The organism is Saccharopolyspora sp. NPDC003752, assembly GCF_053605825.1.
This window is the reverse complement of the sequence record NZ_JBSGJZ010000019.1, coordinates 78687-96416: the sequence shown is the minus strand read 5'-3', so window position 1 is coordinate 96416 and position 17730 is coordinate 78687. Positions and strand designations below refer to the sequence as shown.

Below are 17730 nucleotides of genomic sequence, written 5' to 3'. Positions count from 1 at the left end.
CTCCGAGTGGAGCTGGTCGTTCGGCGAACGGCCGCCCCGGCGACCTCCCGCGATCCCGTTCGCGCGGCCGGGTCAACCGGCTGCTCCGCTCGTCCGGCGCCGGAGTGGCCGAGTGCGCATGCGCGCATGCCGCAGGTAGCCGGTGGGGACCTCCTGAGCAGCCGATACCCTGGTACATCGTGTCCCCTTCCTCGCCGCACCACGACTCCGCCACGCCCGCCGAGCTGCAGGCTCGGGAGCGCCAAGCGCAGCGCAACGCCGTCGTGGAGCTGGTGAAGGTCGCACCGATCGCCGAGGAGCTCGCGCAGCGCTTCGCCGCCGCGGGCCACCGGCTGTACCTGGTCGGCGGCAGCGTGCGGGACGCGCTGCTGGGCCGGCTGGGCACCGACCTGGACTTCACCACCGACGCGCACCCGGAGCAGGTCCGCGAGCTGCTGACCGGCTGGGCGGAGACGATCTGGGACACCGGGATCCAGTTCGGCACGCTCGGCGCGTACCGGCACGGCACGACCGTGGAGATCACGACGTTCCGCGCCGACACCTACGACCGGGTCAGCCGCAATCCCGACGTCGCCTTCGGCGACACCATCGAGGGCGACCTGGTGCGCCGCGACTTCACCGTGAACGCGATGGCCATCGAGCTGCCGGCCCGCACGTTCGTCGACCTGCACGGCGGGATGGCCGACCTGGCGGAGCGGCGGCTGGACACCCCGGCCGCGGCGGAGGACTCCTTCGCCGACGACCCGCTGCGGATGCTGCGCGCCGCCCGCTTCGTCTCCCAGCTCGGCTTCACCGCGGCCGACCGGGTGGTGACGGCGATGACCGACATGGCCATCGAGATCACCCGGATCACCCCGGAGCGGGTGCAGGTCGAGCTGTCCAAGCTGCTGTGCGGCGAGCACCCGCGGCGCGGCATCGAGCTGCTGGTGGAGACCGGGCTGGCCGACCACGTGCTGCCCGAGCTGCCGGCCATGAAGCTGGAGATCGACGAGCACCACCAGCACAAGGACGTCTACCGGCACTCGCTGACCGTGCTGGACCAGGCGATCGACCTGGAGCAGGCGGACGATCCGGGCGGCGCGCCGGACCTGGTGCTGCGGCTGGCGGCGCTGCTGCACGACATCGGCAAGCCGGCCACCCGCCGGTTCGAGTCGGGCGGCGGCGTGAGCTTCCACCACCACGAGGTCGTCGGCGCGAAGATGGTCCGCAAGCGGCTGCGCGCGCTGCGTTACCCGAAGGACGTCATCAAGGACGTCGCCGACCTCGTGTTCCTGCACCTGCGCTTCCACGGCTACAGCGACGGCCAGTGGACCGACTCGGCGGTGCGCCGCTACGTCAACGACGCCGGCCCGCTGCTGCCCCGGCTGCACAAGCTGGTGCGCGCGGACTGCACGACCCGGAACAAGCGCAAGGCGTCGGCGCTGCAGCGGGCGTACGACGACCTGGAGGAGCGGATCGCGCGGATCGCCGCGGCGGAGGACCTGGCGAAGGTCCGCCCGGACCTGGACGGCAACGAGATCATCCGGCTGCTCGGCGTCGAGCCCGGACCGGTCGTGGGCCAGGCCTGGAAGCACCTGAAAGAGCTACGCCTGGACCGCGGCCCGATGTCCCACGACGAGGCCGTCGAGGAGCTGTTCAACTGGGCCCGCGAACAGGGCATCGAGGTTCCCTGATCCATCGGTGCCCGGCCCCGCTGGCCTAACCTGCGGAGAAGTCTTCACAGGTCAGAGAGTTTTAATATTAATGATGAATAAATCTCCCTGCGATCGCTGATTGCTGATCAGTAGTTGTTGCCGGGATCCGGGCTCTCCGGGCGGTGCCGGCGGGCCCGGTTTCGGTCAGGGTGGTTCGTGCACGGGCAACCAGTGAGATCATGCGATGGTGGGATCAGACGCGGACGTGGAACCGGGGACGCTGCTCGTCGCTGCCCCACAGCTGCTGGACCGGAACTTCCGGCGGACGGTGGTCTACGTGATCCACCACCGCGCCGAGGGCACCCTGGGCGTCGTGCTGAACCGGCCGAGCGAGGTGGCGGTGCACGACGTGCTGCCGAAGTGGGGCGAGCACGCGAGCGAACCGCAGTCGCTGTTCGTCGGCGGGCCGGTGGAGCAGCGCACGGCGATCTGCCTGGCCACGCTCCACGCGGGCCAGGACGTCGGGGCGGTCGCGGGCATGGTCGGCGTCCGCGGACCGGTCGGCCTGGTCGACCTCGACGGCGATCCCGCCGAGCTGGTCCCCCGGGCCCGCGGCCTCCGGTTCTTCGCCGGCTACGCCGGCTGGGAGCCCGGCCAGCTCGCCGGGGAGATCGACCGCGGCGACTGGATCGTCGTGCCGGCCCTGCCGGACGACGTCATCGCCGACCCGGGAACCGAGCTCTGGGGCCGGGTCCTCCGCCGCCAAGGCCCGCCGCTGGCCTTCCTCGCCACCCACCCCGGCGACGTCAAGCTCAACTAATTTCAGGTACCGGCCCACCTTGCGGGGCGGTGCGGGTGGCGGAACCTCAGAGGCCTTCTCGCTGTGGGATCCCCGACATCATGAATGACCAATTCACCACGTCGGGGCTGTCCTCGCGAGAAGACCTCTGAGAACCCGCGGCGGTGCGAGTTGCGTGGGTGGGCTAAGCGGCTGCGCCGCTTCAAAGAAAAACTGCCATGCGACCCATCCCCGGGCCTGTGGATTGGTGGGTGAGTTATCCCCAGATCTCGAAGTTATCCACAGAGTTGTGGACAGCTTCCTGTGGATAAGTCAGAGCCAGCGGTTCCGGCGGAGCATCACGTAGAGGACGCAGCACAGGCAGACGATCACCAGCAGCGCCAGCGGGTAGCCGAAGGCCCAGTGCAGCTCCGGCATGTTCTCGAAGTTCATCCCGTAGATCGCGCCGACGATGGTCGGGATCAGCGCGATCGCCGCCCACGCGGAGATCTTGCGCATGTCCTCGTTCTGCCACAGCCCGGCCCGGGAGAACTGGGCGGCGAGCACCGAGTTGAGCAGCTCGTCGCAGGAGACGATCTGGCGTTCGGCCCGGATCACGTGGTCGGCCACGTTGCGGAAGTGCTGGCCGAGCAGCCCGGGCACGCCGTTGTCCTGCCGGATCAGCTGGTGCGCCACCGGCAGCAGCGGCTCGACGGCGTCGCGGAACTCCAGCACCTCGCGCTTCAGCGAGTACAGGTCCTCGGTCGGGTCGTCCCGGTTCGGGGCGAACACCCGCTGCTCCAGCGCGACGAGGTCCTCGCCGAGTTCCGCCGCGATGACCAGGTAGGAGTCCACGACCGAGTCCGTGAGCAGGTACACCATCGCCCGCGTGCCCATGGCGACGAGGTCTCGCCGGTCGGCGGCCCGCCGGTGGGCCTCGGTGGCCGGGTCCTGGTCGCCGTGCCGCACCGTGATCAGCACCCGCTCGGTCAGGAACATCATCAGCTCCGAGGTGCTGACCGCCGAGCTCTCCTCGGCGTAGCCGAGGACCTTGAGGACGATGAACTCGCAGCCCGGGTACCGCTCGAACTTGGCGCGCTGGTGCTGGGCGCGCACGGCGTCCTCGACGGCCAGCGCGGGCAGGTTCAGCAGCCGCGCCGCCTCGTGCAGCAGGTCGAACCGCTCCGGCGGCACCTCCAGCCAGACGAAGGCGTCCGCCGGCACGTCGCGCAGCGCGTCGAGAGCCTCGCCGCCCGGGATGTCCTCGGGGCGGCCGTCGCGGAAGCGGGTGCACCTCAGCATGCCGGTCACGTTGCCACGGCTTCGCCGTGACGCGGCGCAGCCGTGGCCCGTGTTCGCCGGCGAGTCAGCTCTGCTTGGGCACGCCGCAGCAGCCGCCCGCGCAGCCACCGCAGCCGGCGGCGGGCGCCGGCGCGGGCATCGCCTCGGCGGCGCGGTTGCCGACCACACCGCCGACGGTCATCAGCGCGAAGGCGCCGACCAGCCCGAACACCGCGACCATCACGACGCTGGAGGCGGCGGCCAGCATCGGCATCGAGACACCGGCGAGCACCGCGATCGCGCCGCCCGCCAGCATCGCGGGCCCGGCGGCCCGGTTGGCGAGCTCGAAAGCGTCCTCGCTGCGCATGGCGGCGGGGGTGCGGACACCGATGTAGCGGTTGCGGACCAGTTGGCCCCGCAGCCCGCGGAAGCCGAGGAACAGCAGCGCCGCCCCGCCGAGGACCAAGAGCGCGCAGAGGATCACCTGAACAGCGAACACCCCGACAGCGTAAGCCGCCACCTCATCGCTACCTGCCGGACACCCTGGTCAGGTGTGCTGACCCACATGGCGAAGAAGATTGTCCCGGCCGGTCTGCTGGCCGTCTCACTGCTGGTCGCCGCGGCGGCACCGGCGGCGGCGAAGACCGACGAGGTCGCCCTGGTGGGCGAGCTGACCCTGCCGCACGCGATGGAGTTCGACGGCACCACGGTCGGCGGCCTCTCCGGCATCGACTACGACCCGCGCACCGGTGAATGGGTGCTGATCAGCGACGATCGCTCCGATCGGCAGCCCGCGCGGTTCTACACCGCGCGCTTCGACGGCGGCGGCTTCCGGCTGACCGCCACCAAGCCGTTGCTGCGGCCGGACGGCACGACCTACCCGAAGGGCACCGTGGACCCGGAGGACGTCCGCTGGGATCCGTGGTCCGGCACGATCTGGTGGACCAGCGAGGGCGAGCGGGCCGCGCAGCTGATCGACCCGTCGATCTCCAGCGTCGGCGCGGACGGCCACTCCTCCCGCGAACTGCCGCTGCCGGCGAACCTGCGGATGGAGCCGACCGCCGGGCCGAAGCAGAACGAGGTGCTGGAGGGCCTGACGTTCGCCGCCGGCGGCAGCCGGGTGGTCACCGCGATGGAGGGGCCGCTGCTGCAGGACGGCGAGTCGCCGACCGTCGAGCACGGCGCGCTGTCCCGGATCACCGTGCAGTCCCGGTCCGGCCAGGTGCAGGGCCAGTACGCCTACCCGCTGGACCCGGTGTTCGCCGAGTCCCCCACCGGCGGTTTCGCCAACAACGGCGTCAGCGCGCTGCTGGCCGACCGCGACGGGTACCTGGTGGTGGAGCGCTCGTTCGTGACCGGCGTCGGCAACTCGATCCGGATCTACCGGATCACCACCCGCGGCGCGACGGACGTGCAGGACGTCTCGTCGTTGCAGGACGCGGAGGTGCGCCCGGTCCACAAGGAGCTGGTGGCCGACCTCGCCGACCTGGGGCTGAGCACGATCGACAACGTCGAGGGCATGACCTGGGGCCCGCGGCTCCCTGACGGCCGCCGCAGCCTGGTGCTGGTCAGCGACGACAACTTCGCCCCGAACCAGACCACGCAGGTAATCACGTTGTCCGTGAGGTGAGGTGCGTTACCCTGGGCTCGTGAGCACGCGTCTGCTTCTTGCGAGGCCGCGTTGAACGTCCGGTAGCGACGCTTCGACGCGGCAACCCCTCATGCCCACCAGGGCCTGGGGGGTTTTCCATTTTCGGGAGGCGGCACACTAAGAGCGCATGACCCGCGCGTTCGGGCGAGAAGGCAGGGAAGGACGCAACACGATGAGTGGCCAGGCAGAGGGCTCGACGACCGGGGTTGCCGAAGAGGTCCCGCAGTTCCGCTACACGGCGGAAACGGCGACCGAGATCGAGCAGCGTTGGCAGCGACTCTGGGAGGAGCGCGGCACGTTCCACGCGCCGAACCCCGTCGGGTCACTCAAGGGCGACGTCCCCGAGGACAAGCTGTTCGTCCAGGACATGTTCCCCTACCCCTCCGGCGCCGGGCTGCACGTCGGCCACCCGCTGGGCTTCATCGGCACCGACGTCTACGCCCGCTACCACCGGATGCTGGGCCGCAACGTGCTGCACACGATGGGCTTCGACTCGTTCGGCCTGCCCGCCGAGCAGTACGCGGTGCAGACCGGCACGCACCCGCGGACCACGACCGAGCAGAACATCGAGCGCTACCTGGGGCAGATCCGCCGGCTGGGCCTGGGCCACGACGAGCGCCGCCGCGTCGCGACCACCGACATCGAGTTCTACCGCTGGACGCAGTGGATCTTCCTGCAGGTCTTCAACTCCTGGTACGACACCGACGCAGGCGGCGGCAAGGGCCGCGCCCGGCCGATCGGCGAGCTGGTCGAGCAGTTCGCCACCGGTGAGCGCGCCACCCCGGACGGCCGCCCGTGGGGCGAGCTGACCGACGTCGAGCAGCGCCGGGTCGTCGACTCGTACCGGCTGGCCTACCTGTCCGAGGCGCCGGTGAACTGGGCGCCCGGCCTGGGCACCGTGGTCGCGAACGAGGAGGTCACCGCCGACGGGCTGACCGAGCGCGGCAACTTCCCGGTGTTCCGCCGCAACCTCAAGCAGTGGATGATGCGGATCACCGCCTACGCCGACCGCCTGGTCGACGACCTGGACCGGCTGGACTGGTCGGACAAGGTCAAGACCATGCAGCGGAACTGGATCGGCCGCTCGCAGGGTGCCAACGTCCGGTTCCCGCTGGACGGTTCGGCCGACCACATCGAGGTGTTCACCACCCGCCCGGACACCCTGTTCGGCGTGACCTACATGGTGCTGGCGCCGGAGCACCCGCTGGTCGACGAGCTGACCGCGACAGCGTGGCCCGCGGAGGTCGACGACCGCTGGACCGGCGGCGCGGCGACCCCGGCGGAGGCGGTCGCGCAGTACCGGCGCGCGGCGTCGATGAAGTCCGACCTGGACCGCCAGGAGAACAAGGAGAAGACCGGCGTCTTCACCGGTGCCTGGGCGACGAACCCGGTCAACGGCAGCCAGATCCCGGTGTTCATCGCCGACTACGTGCTGATGGGCTACGGCACCGGCGCGATCATGGCGGTGCCCGGCCAGGACCAGCGGGACTGGGACTTCGCGTCCGTCTTCGGCCTGCCGATCATCCGCACGGTGCAGCCGTCGGACGGCTTCGACGGCGACGCGTTCACCGGCGACGGCCCGGCGATCAACTCGGCCTCGGAGACCACCGGGCTGAGCCTGGACGGCCTGGACATCGCCGACGCGAAGAAGACGGTCATCGCCTGGCTGGAGGATCACGGCCACGGTCGGGGCACCGTCCAGTACAAGCTGCGCGACTGGCTGTTCGCGCGGCAGCGCTACTGGGGCGAGCCGTTCCCGATCGTCTACGGCGAGGACGGCATCCCGCGCGGGCTGCCGGAGGACCAGCTGCCGGTCGAGCTGCCCGAGGTGGAGGACTACTCGCCGCGCACCTTCGAACCGGAGGACGCCGACAGCGAGCCGGCGCCGCCGCTGGCCAAGGCCACCGACTGGGCCGAGGTGGAGCTGGACCTGGGCGACGGGCTGAAGCACTACAAGCGGGACACCAACGTGATGCCGCAGTGGGCCGGTTCCTGCTGGTACCAGCTGCGCTACATCGACCCGGACAACTCGGAGCGGTTCGTCGACCCGGCCAACGAGCAGTACTGGATGGGCAAGCGCCCGGAGCTGCACGGCCCCAACGACCCGGGCGGCGTCGACCTGTACATCGGCGGCATGGAGCACGCGGTGCTGCACCTGCTGTACTCCCGCTTCTGGCACAAGGTGCTGCACGACCTGGGCTACCTGCAGTCGGAGGAGCCGTACCGGCGGCTGTACAACCAGGGCTACATCCAGGCCTACGCGTACACCGACTCGCGCGGTGTGTACGTCCCGGCCGAGGAGGTGGAGGAGCGTGATGGCAAGTTCTTCCACAACGGCCAGGAGGTCAACCGCGAGTTCGGGAAGATGGGCAAGAGCCTGAAGAACTCCGTCTCCCCGGACGAGATGGCCGACGCCTACGGCGCGGACACGCTGCGGCTGTACGAGATGGCGATGGGCCCGCTGGAGGCCTCGCGGCCGTGGGCGACCAAGGACGTCATCGGCTCGCACCGGTTCCTGCAGCGGCTGTGGCGCAACGTCGTCGACGAGAACAGCGGTGAGCTGCGGCTGACCGACGAGCAGCCGGACACCGAGATGCTGCGCGCGCTGCACAAGACCATCGCCGGGGTCCGGGAGGACTACTCGGCGCTGCGGTTCAACACCGCGGTGGCGAAGCTGATCGAGTTCAACAACCGGATCACCAAGGCGTACTCGTCGGCGGCGGGCACGCCGCGGTCGGTGGTGGAGCCGCTAGTGCTGATGGTCGCGCCGCTGACGCCGCACCTGGCCGAGGAGCTGTGGGCCCGGCTGGGGCACGGCGACAGCCTGGCGCACGGCCCGTTCCCGGTGGCCGACGAGCAGTACCTGGTCGAGGACACGCTGGAGTACCCGATCCAGGTCAACGGCAAGGTGCGGTCCCGCATCGTGGTGCCGGCGTCGGCCGGCCAGGACGCCGTCAAGGCGGCCGCGCTGGCGGACGAGAAGATCGTCGCCGCGCTGGACGGCAAGGACCCGCGGAAGGTCATCGTCGTCCCGGGCCGCCTGGTCAACGTCGTCGCCTGAGTCTCTGTCTGGCCGAAGGGCGCCTTCTCGGTGAAGGCGCCCTTCGTCGGGAGCTCATCTGCTCTTCGCGGGCTGCAGGAGGTTCAGGGGTCCGTCGTTGAGCAGGGCCTTGACCTGCTCCGCGCCGGTGACCGGCAGTCCGTCGCGGTCGAGGAGCCCGACCTGGACCAGCAGCGATGCCTGGTCCCAGTAGACGTGCTCGTAGGCCACCTTGCCGTTCGCGCACCCGATCACCGCCACCGCGGCGATCTCCACCTGGCGGCCGGTCGGGGCGATGCCGGGCAGCAGCGCGTCGATGACCCGGTCGTGGGTGAAGGTGATGACCATTTCGTCGACCACGCGCTCGGCGTCGGCGGTCCGCGACAAGCGGGTGATGTTGATGTCGTCGGGCCACTGGCCGATGAAGTGGTCGCGGTAGAACCGGGAAACGGCGGCCCGGCCGACGCCGCCCGCCGTGGTGGGCACGTGGTTGACCACGGGTTTCCTGGTCATCGTCGCCATCGTCGCGGCCACGTCCTTCATGACGAACTCGTCGGCCAAGTGCTCGTCGAAGATCGCGCCGAGATCGGTGTTGCCGGGGTCCGAGCTCATGCAACTGCACCTCCTGAACCTCGTGAGAACAGCGGGTGTCGAACTGCAACGGGGTGATTGCGGTGGCCGCCGGTGCCGGCGCCCTAGTGATCTTCTGCCGCGTCCGGCCGATCCGCACTCCCCCAACGAGACGCTCACCGGGTCCGGTGGCGCGGCGAGCTAGCTCACATGGCAGGGTTACTGACGAGTAACTACGCTCGGAGCAGCCGGTACCGACGAGTGGAGGCCGCGATGGGAAGCTCCGGATTCGACGCACGCGAGCTCGCGACGCTGCTGGACGGCCGCTGGGCCGACGTCCGCAAGCAGGTCCGCGACACCCTCGACGGCGTCCCGCTGCCGCCGGCCGACGGCCTCGACACCGAGAGCCACCGCGCGCAGACCCTCGAACAGCTGCGCCTGCTGGCCAAGTCCGGCATCACCGACCTCGGCTTCCCGGTCGCCTACGGCGGCCGCGGCGACACCGGCGGTTCCGTGGTGTCGCTGGAGATGCTGCCCGGCAACCTGTCCCTGATGGTCAAGGCCGGCGTCCAATGGGGACTGTTCGGCGGCGCGGTCGTCGCGCTGGGCACCGAGCGCCACCACGAGCGCTACCTGCGCGACATCATGAGCCTGGACCTGCCGGGCTGTTTCGCGATGACCGAGACCGGCCACGGCTCCGACGTGCAGAACCTGCGCACCACGGCCACGTACGACCCGGCTGCGCAGGAATTCGTGGTGCACACGCCGCACGAGGCGGCGCGCAAGGAGTACATCGGCAACGCCGCGCGGGACGGCCGGCTGGCGGTGGTCTTCGCGCAGCTGATCACCGGCGGCGAGAGCCACGGCGTGCACGCGCTGCTGGTGCCGATCCGGGACGAGGCCGGGCAGCCCGCGCCGGGCGTGCGGATCGAGGACTGCGGCCGCAAGGCCGGGCTCAACGGCGTCGACAACGGCCGGCTGTACTTCGACCAGGTGCGGGTGCCGCGCGAGGCGCTGCTCAACCGCTACGGCGACGTCGAACCGGACGGCACCTACCGCAGCCCGATCAGCAGCAAGGGCAAGCGGTTCTTCACCATGCTCGGCACCCTGATCCGCGGCCGGATCTCGGTCGCCGGCACCGCGGGCGGCGCGACCAAGCTGGCGCTGGAGATCGCCCTGCGCTACGGCGACGCCCGCCGCCAGTTCGAGCGGCCCGGCACCGGCGAGGAGGCCGTGGTGCTGGACTACCTGGCGCACCAGCGGAAGCTCCTGCCCGCGCTGGCGAAGACGTTCGCCCTGCACTTCGCGCAGGAAGAGCTGGTGGCCACCCTGCACGACGCGCCCAGCGGCGAGCGCGAGCAGCGCGAGCTGGAATCCCGCGTCGCGGGGCTGAAGGCCGTCTCGACCTGGCACGCGACGCAGACCATCCAGACCTGCCGCGAGGCCTGCGGCGGCGCGGGCTACCTGGCGGAGAACCAGCTGGCGCAGCTCAAGGCCGACACCGACGTCTTCACCACGTTCGAGGGCGACAACACGGTGCTGTTGCAGCTGGTCGCCAAGGGCCTGCTGACGAACTACAAGGACCAGTTCGACGACCTGGGCACGCTCGGCATGGCCAAGTTCATCGCCGACCAGTTCGTGGGCGCGGTGATCGAGCGGACCGCGACGCGTTCCCTGGTGCAGCGGATCATCGACGGCTCCGGCAAGGACGACATCCTCGACCGCGGCTGGCAGCTGAAGATGTTCGACGACCGCGAGCGGCACGTGCTCGACGGCCTGGGCCGCCGCCTGCGGAAGGCCAACCGCGACAACGCGTTCGAGGTCTTCAACAACGCGCAGGACCACGTGCTGCGCGCCGCTCGCGCGCACGTGGACCGCATCGTGCTGGAGGCGTTCGTCGCGGCGATCGAGCGCTGCCGCGACCGGCGCACCGCCGCGCTGCTGAACGAGCTCTGCGACCTGTACGTGCTGTCCAACATCGAGGCGGACCGCGCCTGGTTCCTGGAGCACGAGCGGATCTCGCCGCGCCGGTCGAAGGCGATCACGGAGGCGGTCAACGCGCTGTGCGGACGGCTCCGCCCGCACGCGGTGGACCTGGTGGCGGGCTTCGGCATCCCGCGCCAGTGGCTCACGGCCCCGATCGCCACGGGAGCGGAAGCCGACCGCCAAGACGCCCAGCGCGCGCACGACGCCCGGTGATCCTCCCGGTGCCGGAGGGCTCCCGATTGGAATCGGGAGCCCTCCACCCGTGGCCGGACCGCGCACCTACCGGTGGATGTCCGATGTGGACGTGGGGTTCGTCGTGCCGGTCAGCTGCGGAACAGGGCGTTGAAGCCGCCGAAGTCCACGGCGTCCGCGATCGAACCGTAGGTGCCGTGCTCCAGCGCCTCCCGAATCCCCTTGCGCGCCACGGCGTACGCCGCCTGCGCCACCGCCGCGCCGAGGCTGATGCGGGCCGCTCCCGCCTCCGCCAGTTCCGCGACGGCGGGTGCGCCCGGCCCGGCCAGGACGTTCAGCGGCCGTTCGATGTTCTTCGCCAGCTCGGCGACCACCGCCAGATCGGTGGTGCCGGGGACGAAGATCCCGGACGCCCCGGCCTCCGCGTAGGCGGCCGCGCGGCCGATGGCGTCGCGCAACCGCTCGGCCGGGTCGTCGTGGACCGGGCGCAGGAACGGGTCGGTGCGCGCATTGATGAACAGCGGGATCTGCGCTTCGTCGGCCGCCGCGCGGGCAGCGGTGATGCGCGCGACCTGCTCCTCGACCGGGCGCAGCGACGGCCCGACGCCGTCTTCGATGTTGACGCCGATCGCGCCCGCCGCCAGCACCAGGCGGATGGTTTCCCCGACGCCGCCGGCGCTTTCGGCGAAGCCGCCTTCTATGTCCGCGGTGACCGGTAGGTCCACTGCGGCGGCGACGCGCGCGATGAGCTCGACGGCGAGCCCCCGGTCGAGCGCGTTGCCGTCCGCCGCGCCGAGGCTCCACGCGACGCCGGCGCTGGTGGTCGCCACCGCCGCGGCCCCGGCCTCTTCGACCAGCCGCGCGCTGGCCACGTCCCAGGCGTTCGCCAGGACCAGCGGGGCCCGGTCGGTGTGCAGCGAATGGAAGAGTTCTGCCTTGTCCTGCTGGGTGGTCGTCATGTTCCCAGTCCACCACGCTCGGCCGACAAGCGTTCTCCGCCGTGACCAGCGGATGAACAAGAAGTGGATCTCAGGTGGAACCGTGGCGGCTCCCGTGCGTCACAGGGAGGTACGACGGATGCCGAAATGTTTGAGAGGCACGATGTCCAACCTCCTCCGCAAAGTCGCGATCACCGCGGTCAGCGGTGCGTTCCTGCTCAGCACTGCTGCGACGACCACGGCCGCGGCCGAGGAAGGCGATGCCGACCAGGGCATCAAGTGCGAGACGAAAGCCGGCGGCAACGGCCCGTTCTACAGCGGCCCGTCGGCGTCGGAGGTCTACGACAAGGCCTTCGGCAAGGGCCCGGCGGTCCCGGGCCTGGACAAGTACACGCCGCAGGGCATTTCGCCCTGGTACAACTGGGACGGCGCCAACAGCGACCTGCTGCTGGTGACCGAGTACGGCGAGAAGGGCCAGGACGCGCGCATCGTCGGCATCGATCCGAAGACCGGCAAGCACGTCGGCACGGTCGCCATCGCCGAGTCGCACGTCGGCGGCATCACGGTCAGCAAGGGCTGGGCCTTCGTGCAGGGCCGCGACTCCGGCAAGTGGGACACGATCCGCAAGTACAAGCTGTCCGACATCAAGGATGCCATGAAGAAGGGCGGCGTCCCGTACGTCAAGCAGGACGGCCAGGGGCGCCGGGTGTACGCGGCGTCGTTCATCTCCAGCTACGGGGACACCCTGTACGCGGGCAAGTTCAACGACGGCGGCCGCGGCAAGATGTTCTCGTACAAGATCAACGACAACGGCTCGCTGACCACGGAGCACGGCTACGAGGTGCCCACCAAGACGCAGGGCCTGATGGTCACGAAGGACAAGTTCATCTTCAGCACGTCCTACGGCCGCGACAAGCGCAGCAACGTCTTCGTGGTGGACAAGGGCGCGACGGACATCGACAAGCCGTCCACGAAGTGCTTCCGCGCGCCGAGCATGGCCGAGGGCATCACTGAGTACAAGGGCGATGCCTACCTGCTCTTCGAGTCGGGTTCCTACAAGTACCGCGACGCCCGCAACGTGATCGAGAACCTCCACAAGGGCAACATCTCGGCGATCACCAACTTCTGATCCCGACAGACGCCAGCAGCGGCCCGAGCACCCCACGGGCCGCTGCTCCTTTTTGCGCGGTGCGGCGCTGCCTCAGAGCGGCCGGAACCGTCGGCCGGTCGGGACGCTATTGCGAGTTGATGACGCCTCGGACAGCCACGCCGAGGGCGGTGTTGTTGCTGATCGCCTTGAGCTGCCCGCGTTCGGGGTTGGCGAGCGGCAGTGACTGGGCCAAGCCGGTGGAGTGCACCAACGCGGCAAGCAGGGTGAGGCGGCCGTCCGGCTGGAGTTCTCCACGGGCGAAGGCTCGGAGATCGCCCAGCACCGCATTCCAGATGGCCGGGTTGGGGTAGTAGCGCTTGCGCGGTATGACACCGAGCGCGCGCTTGCGCACGCATCGCAGGTAGTCCCGCTGCGCGAGAGAACTCCGGTGCATGGCCAGTGCCGATGTGCTCGGCGAACCAACCGGGGACCGGTCACGGATGTACTTGTAAGCGGGCACGGGCTTGTTCCTGGAGCCGGCGTACTGGCGCAGCAGCCCGATCCCACCGTCGAGCCACGCGATGCCGGTCGGAGTCACGTCGAGGAGCCGGATCTTCACCCCGACGAATTCGACGCGACGCCAAAGGGTCAAGTCCCCGAGTTCGGCGGCGCCCGAGTAGTCAGCTGCGAGCACGCGCCCGCCGGTGGGCTTGTGCGCCAACAGCACGAACTGTTCGGCAAGGGAAAGATCCATGCCCACCATGGTGATCCGTCCGAGCCCCGAAAGCACCTGGCCCCCCGGCGACGGGCCGGCCGGCGGGAGCGTTCACGTGTCTGGAGGTGTTGGCGGGTTGGCGTCCGTGCCAGGCTGATTGTTGATCTATCGGCTTGGGGGATGCGTGCGCGAGAAGGCGGACGGGGTCGGCAACGAGGTCGCGGCACCGGTGCACGGGCCGGTGGTGCAAGCGGGCTCGATTCAGGGTGACGTGCATTTCCACGGCGCGAAGGATTCGGTGGTCCCGCGGCAACTGCCGGGTGCGACGCGACATTTCGTGAACCGCGCGGTCGAGCAGGACATGCTGACCACGCTGCTGGCCGGCTCGCGGAGCGACGGTGCGGTACTGCTGTCGACCATTGATGGCACGGCCGGGGTGGGCAAATCGACGCTGGCGGTGCACTGGGCGCACCGGGTGCGGGAACGCTTCCCGGACGGCGAACTGTACGTCAACCTGCGCGGATTCGACCCGATCGCGGAACCGATGGCGCCGAACGAGGCACTGGGCCTCTTCCTCGCCGCTCTCGACGTCGCGCCGGAACGGATCCCGCCGAGCGACGACGCCCGGGCAGCGATGTTCCGAAGCCTCGTGCACGACAAGCGAATGCTCGTGCTCTGTGACAACGCCCGCACCGCCGATCAGGTGCGCGCCTTGCTGCCGGGCACGCCTACCTGCTTGGTCGTGGTGACGAGCCGAAACCGCCTCGATGACCTGGTGATCCGCGAAGGTGCCACTCGCATGACTCTCACCGTGCTGACCGAACAGGAGTCCCACGAGCTGCTGGCCCGCTACCTGGGCCAGGACCGGCTGACCGCCGAACCGGAAGCCGTGGCGGAAATCGTGTCGTACTGCGCCGGACTCCCGCTGGCGTTGGGCGTGGTCGCGGTCCGAGCAGCGGAGTTCTCGGACTTCCCGCTGGACGAGCTGGTCGAAGAGCTCCGCGACGAACGAGAACGCCTGGACGCCCTGGACGCAGGCGGCGAAACCGGCGTGCGCGCGGTCTTCTCCTGGTCCTACCACTCGCTCTCCGCGGAAGCGGCCAGGCTCTTCCGCCTGATGGGCCTCCCGACCGGCCCGGACATCGGCCTGGATGCCTTGACGGCTCTCGCCGACCGCACCAAGCGAGATCTCCGGCGCCCCTTGGCGGAGCTGCTGCGGGCCAATCTGATCGAACAACCCGAGCGCAGCCGCTACCGATTCCACGACCTGCTCAGGTCCTACGCGGCCGAATGCGCGGCGGCCGACGAGCCGGTCGACACCCGCCACACAGCGGTCCGACGTCTCCTCGACTTCTACCTTCGTACGAGCTCGGCCGCGAATTGGCAGACAACGTCGCATACCGGGCGTTTCGCGCCGGAGCACCCTAAGTCTGCTGTCCCTGGCCTGACTTTCAACGACAACGGGAAGCCGTGGCGCGATTTGATTGGCGGTGAAATAGGAAAGGGTATGGCGTTGAGCCGGATGGCCGAAGCGCACGCATGCCTTGGCCAGTTCCAAAAATCGATGGAAATTCTCAAGGATGCCATTGACTTCCAACATTTGGGCATCGCCGAGGTGAAGCGGGCAGCCTGCGCCGGCTCGGGGCTTCGCTGCGGCAGCTTGGCGACTTGGACGGTGCCCGTGTTGCGTGGCGGCAAGCATTGGTGATCGTGGAGGAACTTGGCTTGCCTGAAGCGCGCGAAGTTCGCGCAGATCTGCGCGGCTTGACGGGCTGATTACCGCATAGAGGCGATAAACGAGGCCCACTGTCGACGGCCGAACACCAGGCTCCCGCCGTGCGGGTCCTTGCTGTCGCGGACACCGACGATCGGTGCGGCCAGGGCGACCTCGACGCAGCCTTGGGAGCTTGTCGAGTAGCTGGACTTGAACCAGTTGGCGTTGGCTAAGTTCTTCGCTAAATCCGACACCCGCTCATGTTATCTGGTGCAACGCCTTGTGAATGAGCTGTTTGGAGCCGTCTCGATCCGCTGCGCGGCTCAGTGCTTCCGAGAACGCGACGCTGTACTGGTGGATCTTCAGCTCGCTCTCGACGAGATTCAGCGAGGTCACGGTCTCGTGCCAGCCCAAGCGCACGAGCCGGGTGCTCGGGAAGGTAAGCAGGTGGAAGGTTGAGCTACCCAGCGCGCAGTACGCGCCAGCACTGAACGGGATGATCCTGACGTCGAGCGTTCCGGAGTGCTCGTCCATCATCGTGAGCAGTTGTTGCAGCTGTTCGGCCAGGATTTCGGGGCCGCCGACCTGCTGGTGAAGAGCGCCTTCGGCCATGAGGATCGTCGCGTTGAGCGGGTCTGGCCCGCTCAAGCGTTCCTGCCTGCGGATGCGGGCTTCGATGCGGCGCTCGACCTCGGACTTGCGCAGGTTCGCGCTGTCGCCGCTGTGCACGGCGCGGGAGTAGTTCTCGGTCTGGAGCAAGCCCGAGATCATCGCGCCTTCGTAGGTGTGAACCTCCTGCGCGCCGTGCTCGTATCCGAAGAATCTGATGAGCTCTGGAGAGAAAAGCCCGCTGTAACGCGACCACCAACCGCTCCCGTCCGATGCTCGGCGCAGTGCCAGGAGTTCTTCGCGTTCGTCGTCGCGCACGCCGTAGTTGGTGAGCAGCTTGTCGAGCTTGTCCTCGGCGATCCGGCGTCGGCCGTGCTCGACGTTGCTCAGGTAGTTCTGCGTGATGCCAATGGATTTCGCGGCATCGGTGGAGCTCAGGTCGACCAGTTCGCGGGCTTCCCGGAGCCGGATTCCGAGTTCCCACGCTGCAACGGGCGGCGAAGAGGGTGCCATCTAGTCCCCCATGTCATGTGGCGGATCGGGAAGTGGTTCAGGTTTAGCACACTGAAGGGAACCCGATCAGGTAATACCTCCAGAAAGCTTTCTAGGATAATTTTTGATCTAGACGGTGGCTGGGCCGGTTCCCTTCCCCCCCGACCCCGCTGGCCCGCCGCCGTCTTCCCCTTACCTCTGGAGGTGTTCTTGGTGTTTTTCCTGGAGCCTCAGCGGCCCGTTGCCTATTGGCGGCCTTTCGAGGGCGCTCGGCATGGTTTGGAGCCGGACGAACCGCCGGTGCCCGGGCAGGAGCGTTCGACCCTTTGCGGTCGGACCATCGGCATCGTCCGGCCTACCGAGGTGGAGTGGCTGGCTCCCACCTGCGAAAAATGCTGGTCTGAAGCCAAAGCGCGGCGCGACGCCGCCGGCTGATCCACGTCGGACATCGGAACGCGGTTGCTGAACAAGGAGGCTGGACATGGACGTGGTGCTCGGATTCTTCAATTCGCCGCTCGGCGCACCGACTGCGTTCGGGCTGCTCGCCGCCGCCGCGGCGCTCGTTGCGGTTTTCCCATTGCGCGGCGGAAATGGGCAGCATGCCGGCGCGGGGCTCGGCTCGTTGAGCGTCTGGCAGATACGAGACACCATGCAGGCGGCGGCTACGCGACAACCGGAAGTGCGCGAGCGGACCGTCTTCGAGGACATGGTCGCGGAGCACTACCGGGCATATCTGGCTGAACGCCGCCGGGCACTAGCCGCCGAAACCCCGTCCTACGTCGGCAAACACCGACTCGCCACGGAGGATCTCGTCGACGAGATCGATCCCCCGATCACCGCCACCCTCGCGACCACTGCCTTCCGCTCGCACTGAGAACGACGGTGTGGGTGCGCCACCGGGCTCAAGATCGAGATCGAGGCCGTCGCCGCCATCGGCTGACGGTGCAGAACTGCCACCCCGGCATGGCTTGCCGGGGTGGCAGTTTCGACGAGAACGGGCGCCGTTCGGTGCACCAGGGGGTCGTGCACCGTGTTCCGGT

The 17730-nt window shown here is 69.1% G+C and carries 16 protein-coding genes; 9 read left to right on the top strand and 7 right to left on the bottom strand.

Features of this window, described 5'->3' with window-relative positions; genetic code table 11:
- Window positions 1-224: 224 nt before the first annotated feature.
- The gene (locus tag ACWEV3_RS24250; protein WP_452616165.1) at window positions 225-1673 is read left to right on the top strand and encodes a CCA tRNA nucleotidyltransferase; all 1449 of its coding nucleotides are present in this window, start codon (window positions 225-227) and stop codon (window positions 1671-1673) included.
- Between the two features lie 205 nt (window positions 1674-1878).
- A complete protein-coding gene (locus ACWEV3_RS24245) occupies window positions 1879-2454 on the top strand; it encodes a YqgE/AlgH family protein (RefSeq protein ID WP_452616114.1) in 576 nt (191 codons plus the stop codon).
- Between the two features lie 291 nt (window positions 2455-2745).
- Here the strand turns inward: ACWEV3_RS24245 and ACWEV3_RS24240 are convergent, their stop codons facing one another.
- Together ACWEV3_RS24240 and ACWEV3_RS24235 are read right to left on the bottom strand one after the other, a co-directional pair.
- Window positions 2746-3714 (bottom strand): magnesium and cobalt transport protein CorA, encoded by a 969-nt coding sequence (locus ACWEV3_RS24240; protein ID WP_452616113.1) that lies wholly within the window; start codon window positions 3712-3714, stop codon window positions 2746-2748.
- A 64-nt stretch (window positions 3715-3778) separates the two neighbouring features.
- Window positions 3779-4192, bottom strand: coding sequence for an SdpI family protein (locus ACWEV3_RS24235; protein WP_452616112.1), 414 nt, complete (start codon window positions 4190-4192; stop codon window positions 3779-3781).
- Between the two features lie 66 nt (window positions 4193-4258).
- Between ACWEV3_RS24235 and ACWEV3_RS24230 the strand changes: the two genes are divergently transcribed.
- Both ACWEV3_RS24230 and leuS read left to right on the top strand, forming a co-directional pair.
- Window positions 4259-5323 (top strand): esterase-like activity of phytase family protein, encoded by a 1065-nt coding sequence (locus tag ACWEV3_RS24230; RefSeq protein ID WP_452616111.1) that lies wholly within the window; start codon window positions 4259-4261, stop codon window positions 5321-5323.
- Between the two features lie 193 nt (window positions 5324-5516).
- Window positions 5517-8405: a leucine--tRNA ligase gene (leuS, locus tag ACWEV3_RS24225; protein ID WP_452616110.1), complete on the top strand. Its 2889-nt coding sequence runs from the start codon at window positions 5517-5519 to the stop codon at window positions 8403-8405.
- Window positions 8406-8459: 54 nt separating this feature from the next.
- Here the strand turns inward: leuS and ACWEV3_RS24220 are convergent, their stop codons facing one another.
- Entirely contained in the window at window positions 8460-8996 is a 537-nt protein-coding gene (locus ACWEV3_RS24220; protein ID WP_452616109.1) for a nuclear transport factor 2 family protein, read from the bottom strand.
- Window positions 8997-9227: 231 nt separating this feature from the next.
- Here ACWEV3_RS24220 and ACWEV3_RS24215 point away from each other — a divergent pair, with 231 nt between their 5' ends.
- The gene (locus ACWEV3_RS24215; RefSeq protein ID WP_452616108.1) at window positions 9228-11153 is read left to right on the top strand and encodes an acyl-CoA dehydrogenase family protein; all 1926 of its coding nucleotides are present in this window, start codon (window positions 9228-9230) and stop codon (window positions 11151-11153) included.
- 110 nt (window positions 11154-11263) lie between these two features.
- Here the strand turns inward: ACWEV3_RS24215 and ACWEV3_RS24210 are convergent, their stop codons facing one another.
- Complete coding sequence (locus ACWEV3_RS24210; protein ID WP_452616107.1) at window positions 11264-12091, bottom strand: isocitrate lyase/PEP mutase family protein; 828 nt, start codon at window positions 12089-12091, stop codon at window positions 11264-11266.
- A gap of 142 nt (window positions 12092-12233) precedes the next feature.
- Here ACWEV3_RS24210 and ACWEV3_RS24205 point away from each other — a divergent pair, with 142 nt between their 5' ends.
- Window positions 12234-13199, top strand: coding sequence for a hypothetical protein (locus tag ACWEV3_RS24205; RefSeq protein WP_452616106.1), 966 nt, complete (start codon window positions 12234-12236; stop codon window positions 13197-13199).
- 106 nt (window positions 13200-13305) lie between these two features.
- Here ACWEV3_RS24205 and ACWEV3_RS24200 read toward each other — a convergent pair whose 3' ends face one another.
- Window positions 13306-13923, bottom strand: a complete 618-nt coding sequence (locus ACWEV3_RS24200; protein WP_452616105.1) for a GOLPH3/VPS74 family protein — start codon at window positions 13921-13923, stop codon at window positions 13306-13308.
- 136 nt (window positions 13924-14059) lie between these two features.
- Here ACWEV3_RS24200 and ACWEV3_RS24195 point away from each other — a divergent pair, with 136 nt between their 5' ends.
- Window positions 14060-15583: an ATP-binding protein gene (locus ACWEV3_RS24195; protein ID WP_452616104.1), complete on the top strand. Its 1524-nt coding sequence runs from the start codon at window positions 14060-14062 to the stop codon at window positions 15581-15583.
- 68 nt (window positions 15584-15651) lie between these two features.
- On the opposite strand, the gene ACWEV3_RS24190 is transcribed toward ACWEV3_RS24195, so the two are convergent.
- Window positions 15652-15843, bottom strand: coding sequence for a DUF397 domain-containing protein (locus ACWEV3_RS24190; RefSeq protein ID WP_452616103.1), 192 nt, complete (start codon window positions 15841-15843; stop codon window positions 15652-15654).
- Between the two features lie 4 nt (window positions 15844-15847).
- Entirely contained in the window at window positions 15848-16711 is an 864-nt protein-coding gene (locus ACWEV3_RS24185) for a helix-turn-helix domain-containing protein (RefSeq protein WP_452616102.1), read from the bottom strand.
- Window positions 16712-16726: 15 nt separating this feature from the next.
- On the opposite strand from ACWEV3_RS24185, the gene ACWEV3_RS24180 reads away from it, so the two are divergent.
- Window positions 16727-17125, top strand: a complete 399-nt coding sequence (locus ACWEV3_RS24180; protein ID WP_452616101.1) for a zinc finger protein — start codon at window positions 16727-16729, stop codon at window positions 17123-17125.
- A gap of 46 nt (window positions 17126-17171) precedes the next feature.
- A complete protein-coding gene (locus ACWEV3_RS24175; RefSeq protein ID WP_452616100.1) occupies window positions 17172-17564 on the top strand; it encodes a hypothetical protein in 393 nt (130 codons plus the stop codon).
- Window positions 17565-17730: the final 166 nt, after the last annotated feature.

Excerpts from the sequence above, each read along its gene's own strand:
- ACWEV3_RS24245 (WP_452616114.1), top strand. The coding sequence starts at position 1,879 with ATGGTGGGATCAGACGCGGACGTGGAACCGGGGACGCTGCTCGTCGCT.
- ACWEV3_RS24240 (WP_452616113.1), bottom strand. The coding sequence starts at position 3,714 with ATGCTGAGGTGCACCCGCTTCCGCGACGGCCGCCCCGAGGACATCCCG.
- ACWEV3_RS24230 (WP_452616111.1), top strand. The coding sequence starts at position 4,259 with ATGGCGAAGAAGATTGTCCCGGCCGGTCTGCTGGCCGTCTCACTGCTG.
- leuS (WP_452616110.1), top strand. The coding sequence starts at position 5,517 with ATGAGTGGCCAGGCAGAGGGCTCGACGACCGGGGTTGCCGAAGAGGTC.
- ACWEV3_RS24220 (WP_452616109.1), bottom strand. The coding sequence starts at position 8,996 with ATGAGCTCGGACCCCGGCAACACCGATCTCGGCGCGATCTTCGACGAG.
- ACWEV3_RS24215 (WP_452616108.1), top strand. The coding sequence starts at position 9,228 with ATGGGAAGCTCCGGATTCGACGCACGCGAGCTCGCGACGCTGCTGGAC.
- ACWEV3_RS24210 (WP_452616107.1), bottom strand. The coding sequence starts at position 12,091 with ATGACGACCACCCAGCAGGACAAGGCAGAACTCTTCCATTCGCTGCAC.
- ACWEV3_RS24205 (WP_452616106.1), top strand. The coding sequence starts at position 12,234 with ATGTCCAACCTCCTCCGCAAAGTCGCGATCACCGCGGTCAGCGGTGCG.
- ACWEV3_RS24200 (WP_452616105.1), bottom strand. The coding sequence starts at position 13,923 with ATGGTGGGCATGGATCTTTCCCTTGCCGAACAGTTCGTGCTGTTGGCG.
- ACWEV3_RS24185 (WP_452616102.1), bottom strand. The coding sequence starts at position 16,711 with ATGGCACCCTCTTCGCCGCCCGTTGCAGCGTGGGAACTCGGAATCCGG.
- ACWEV3_RS24180 (WP_452616101.1), top strand. The coding sequence starts at position 16,727 with ATGTGGCGGATCGGGAAGTGGTTCAGGTTTAGCACACTGAAGGGAACC.
- ACWEV3_RS24175 (WP_452616100.1), top strand. The coding sequence starts at position 17,172 with ATGGACGTGGTGCTCGGATTCTTCAATTCGCCGCTCGGCGCACCGACT.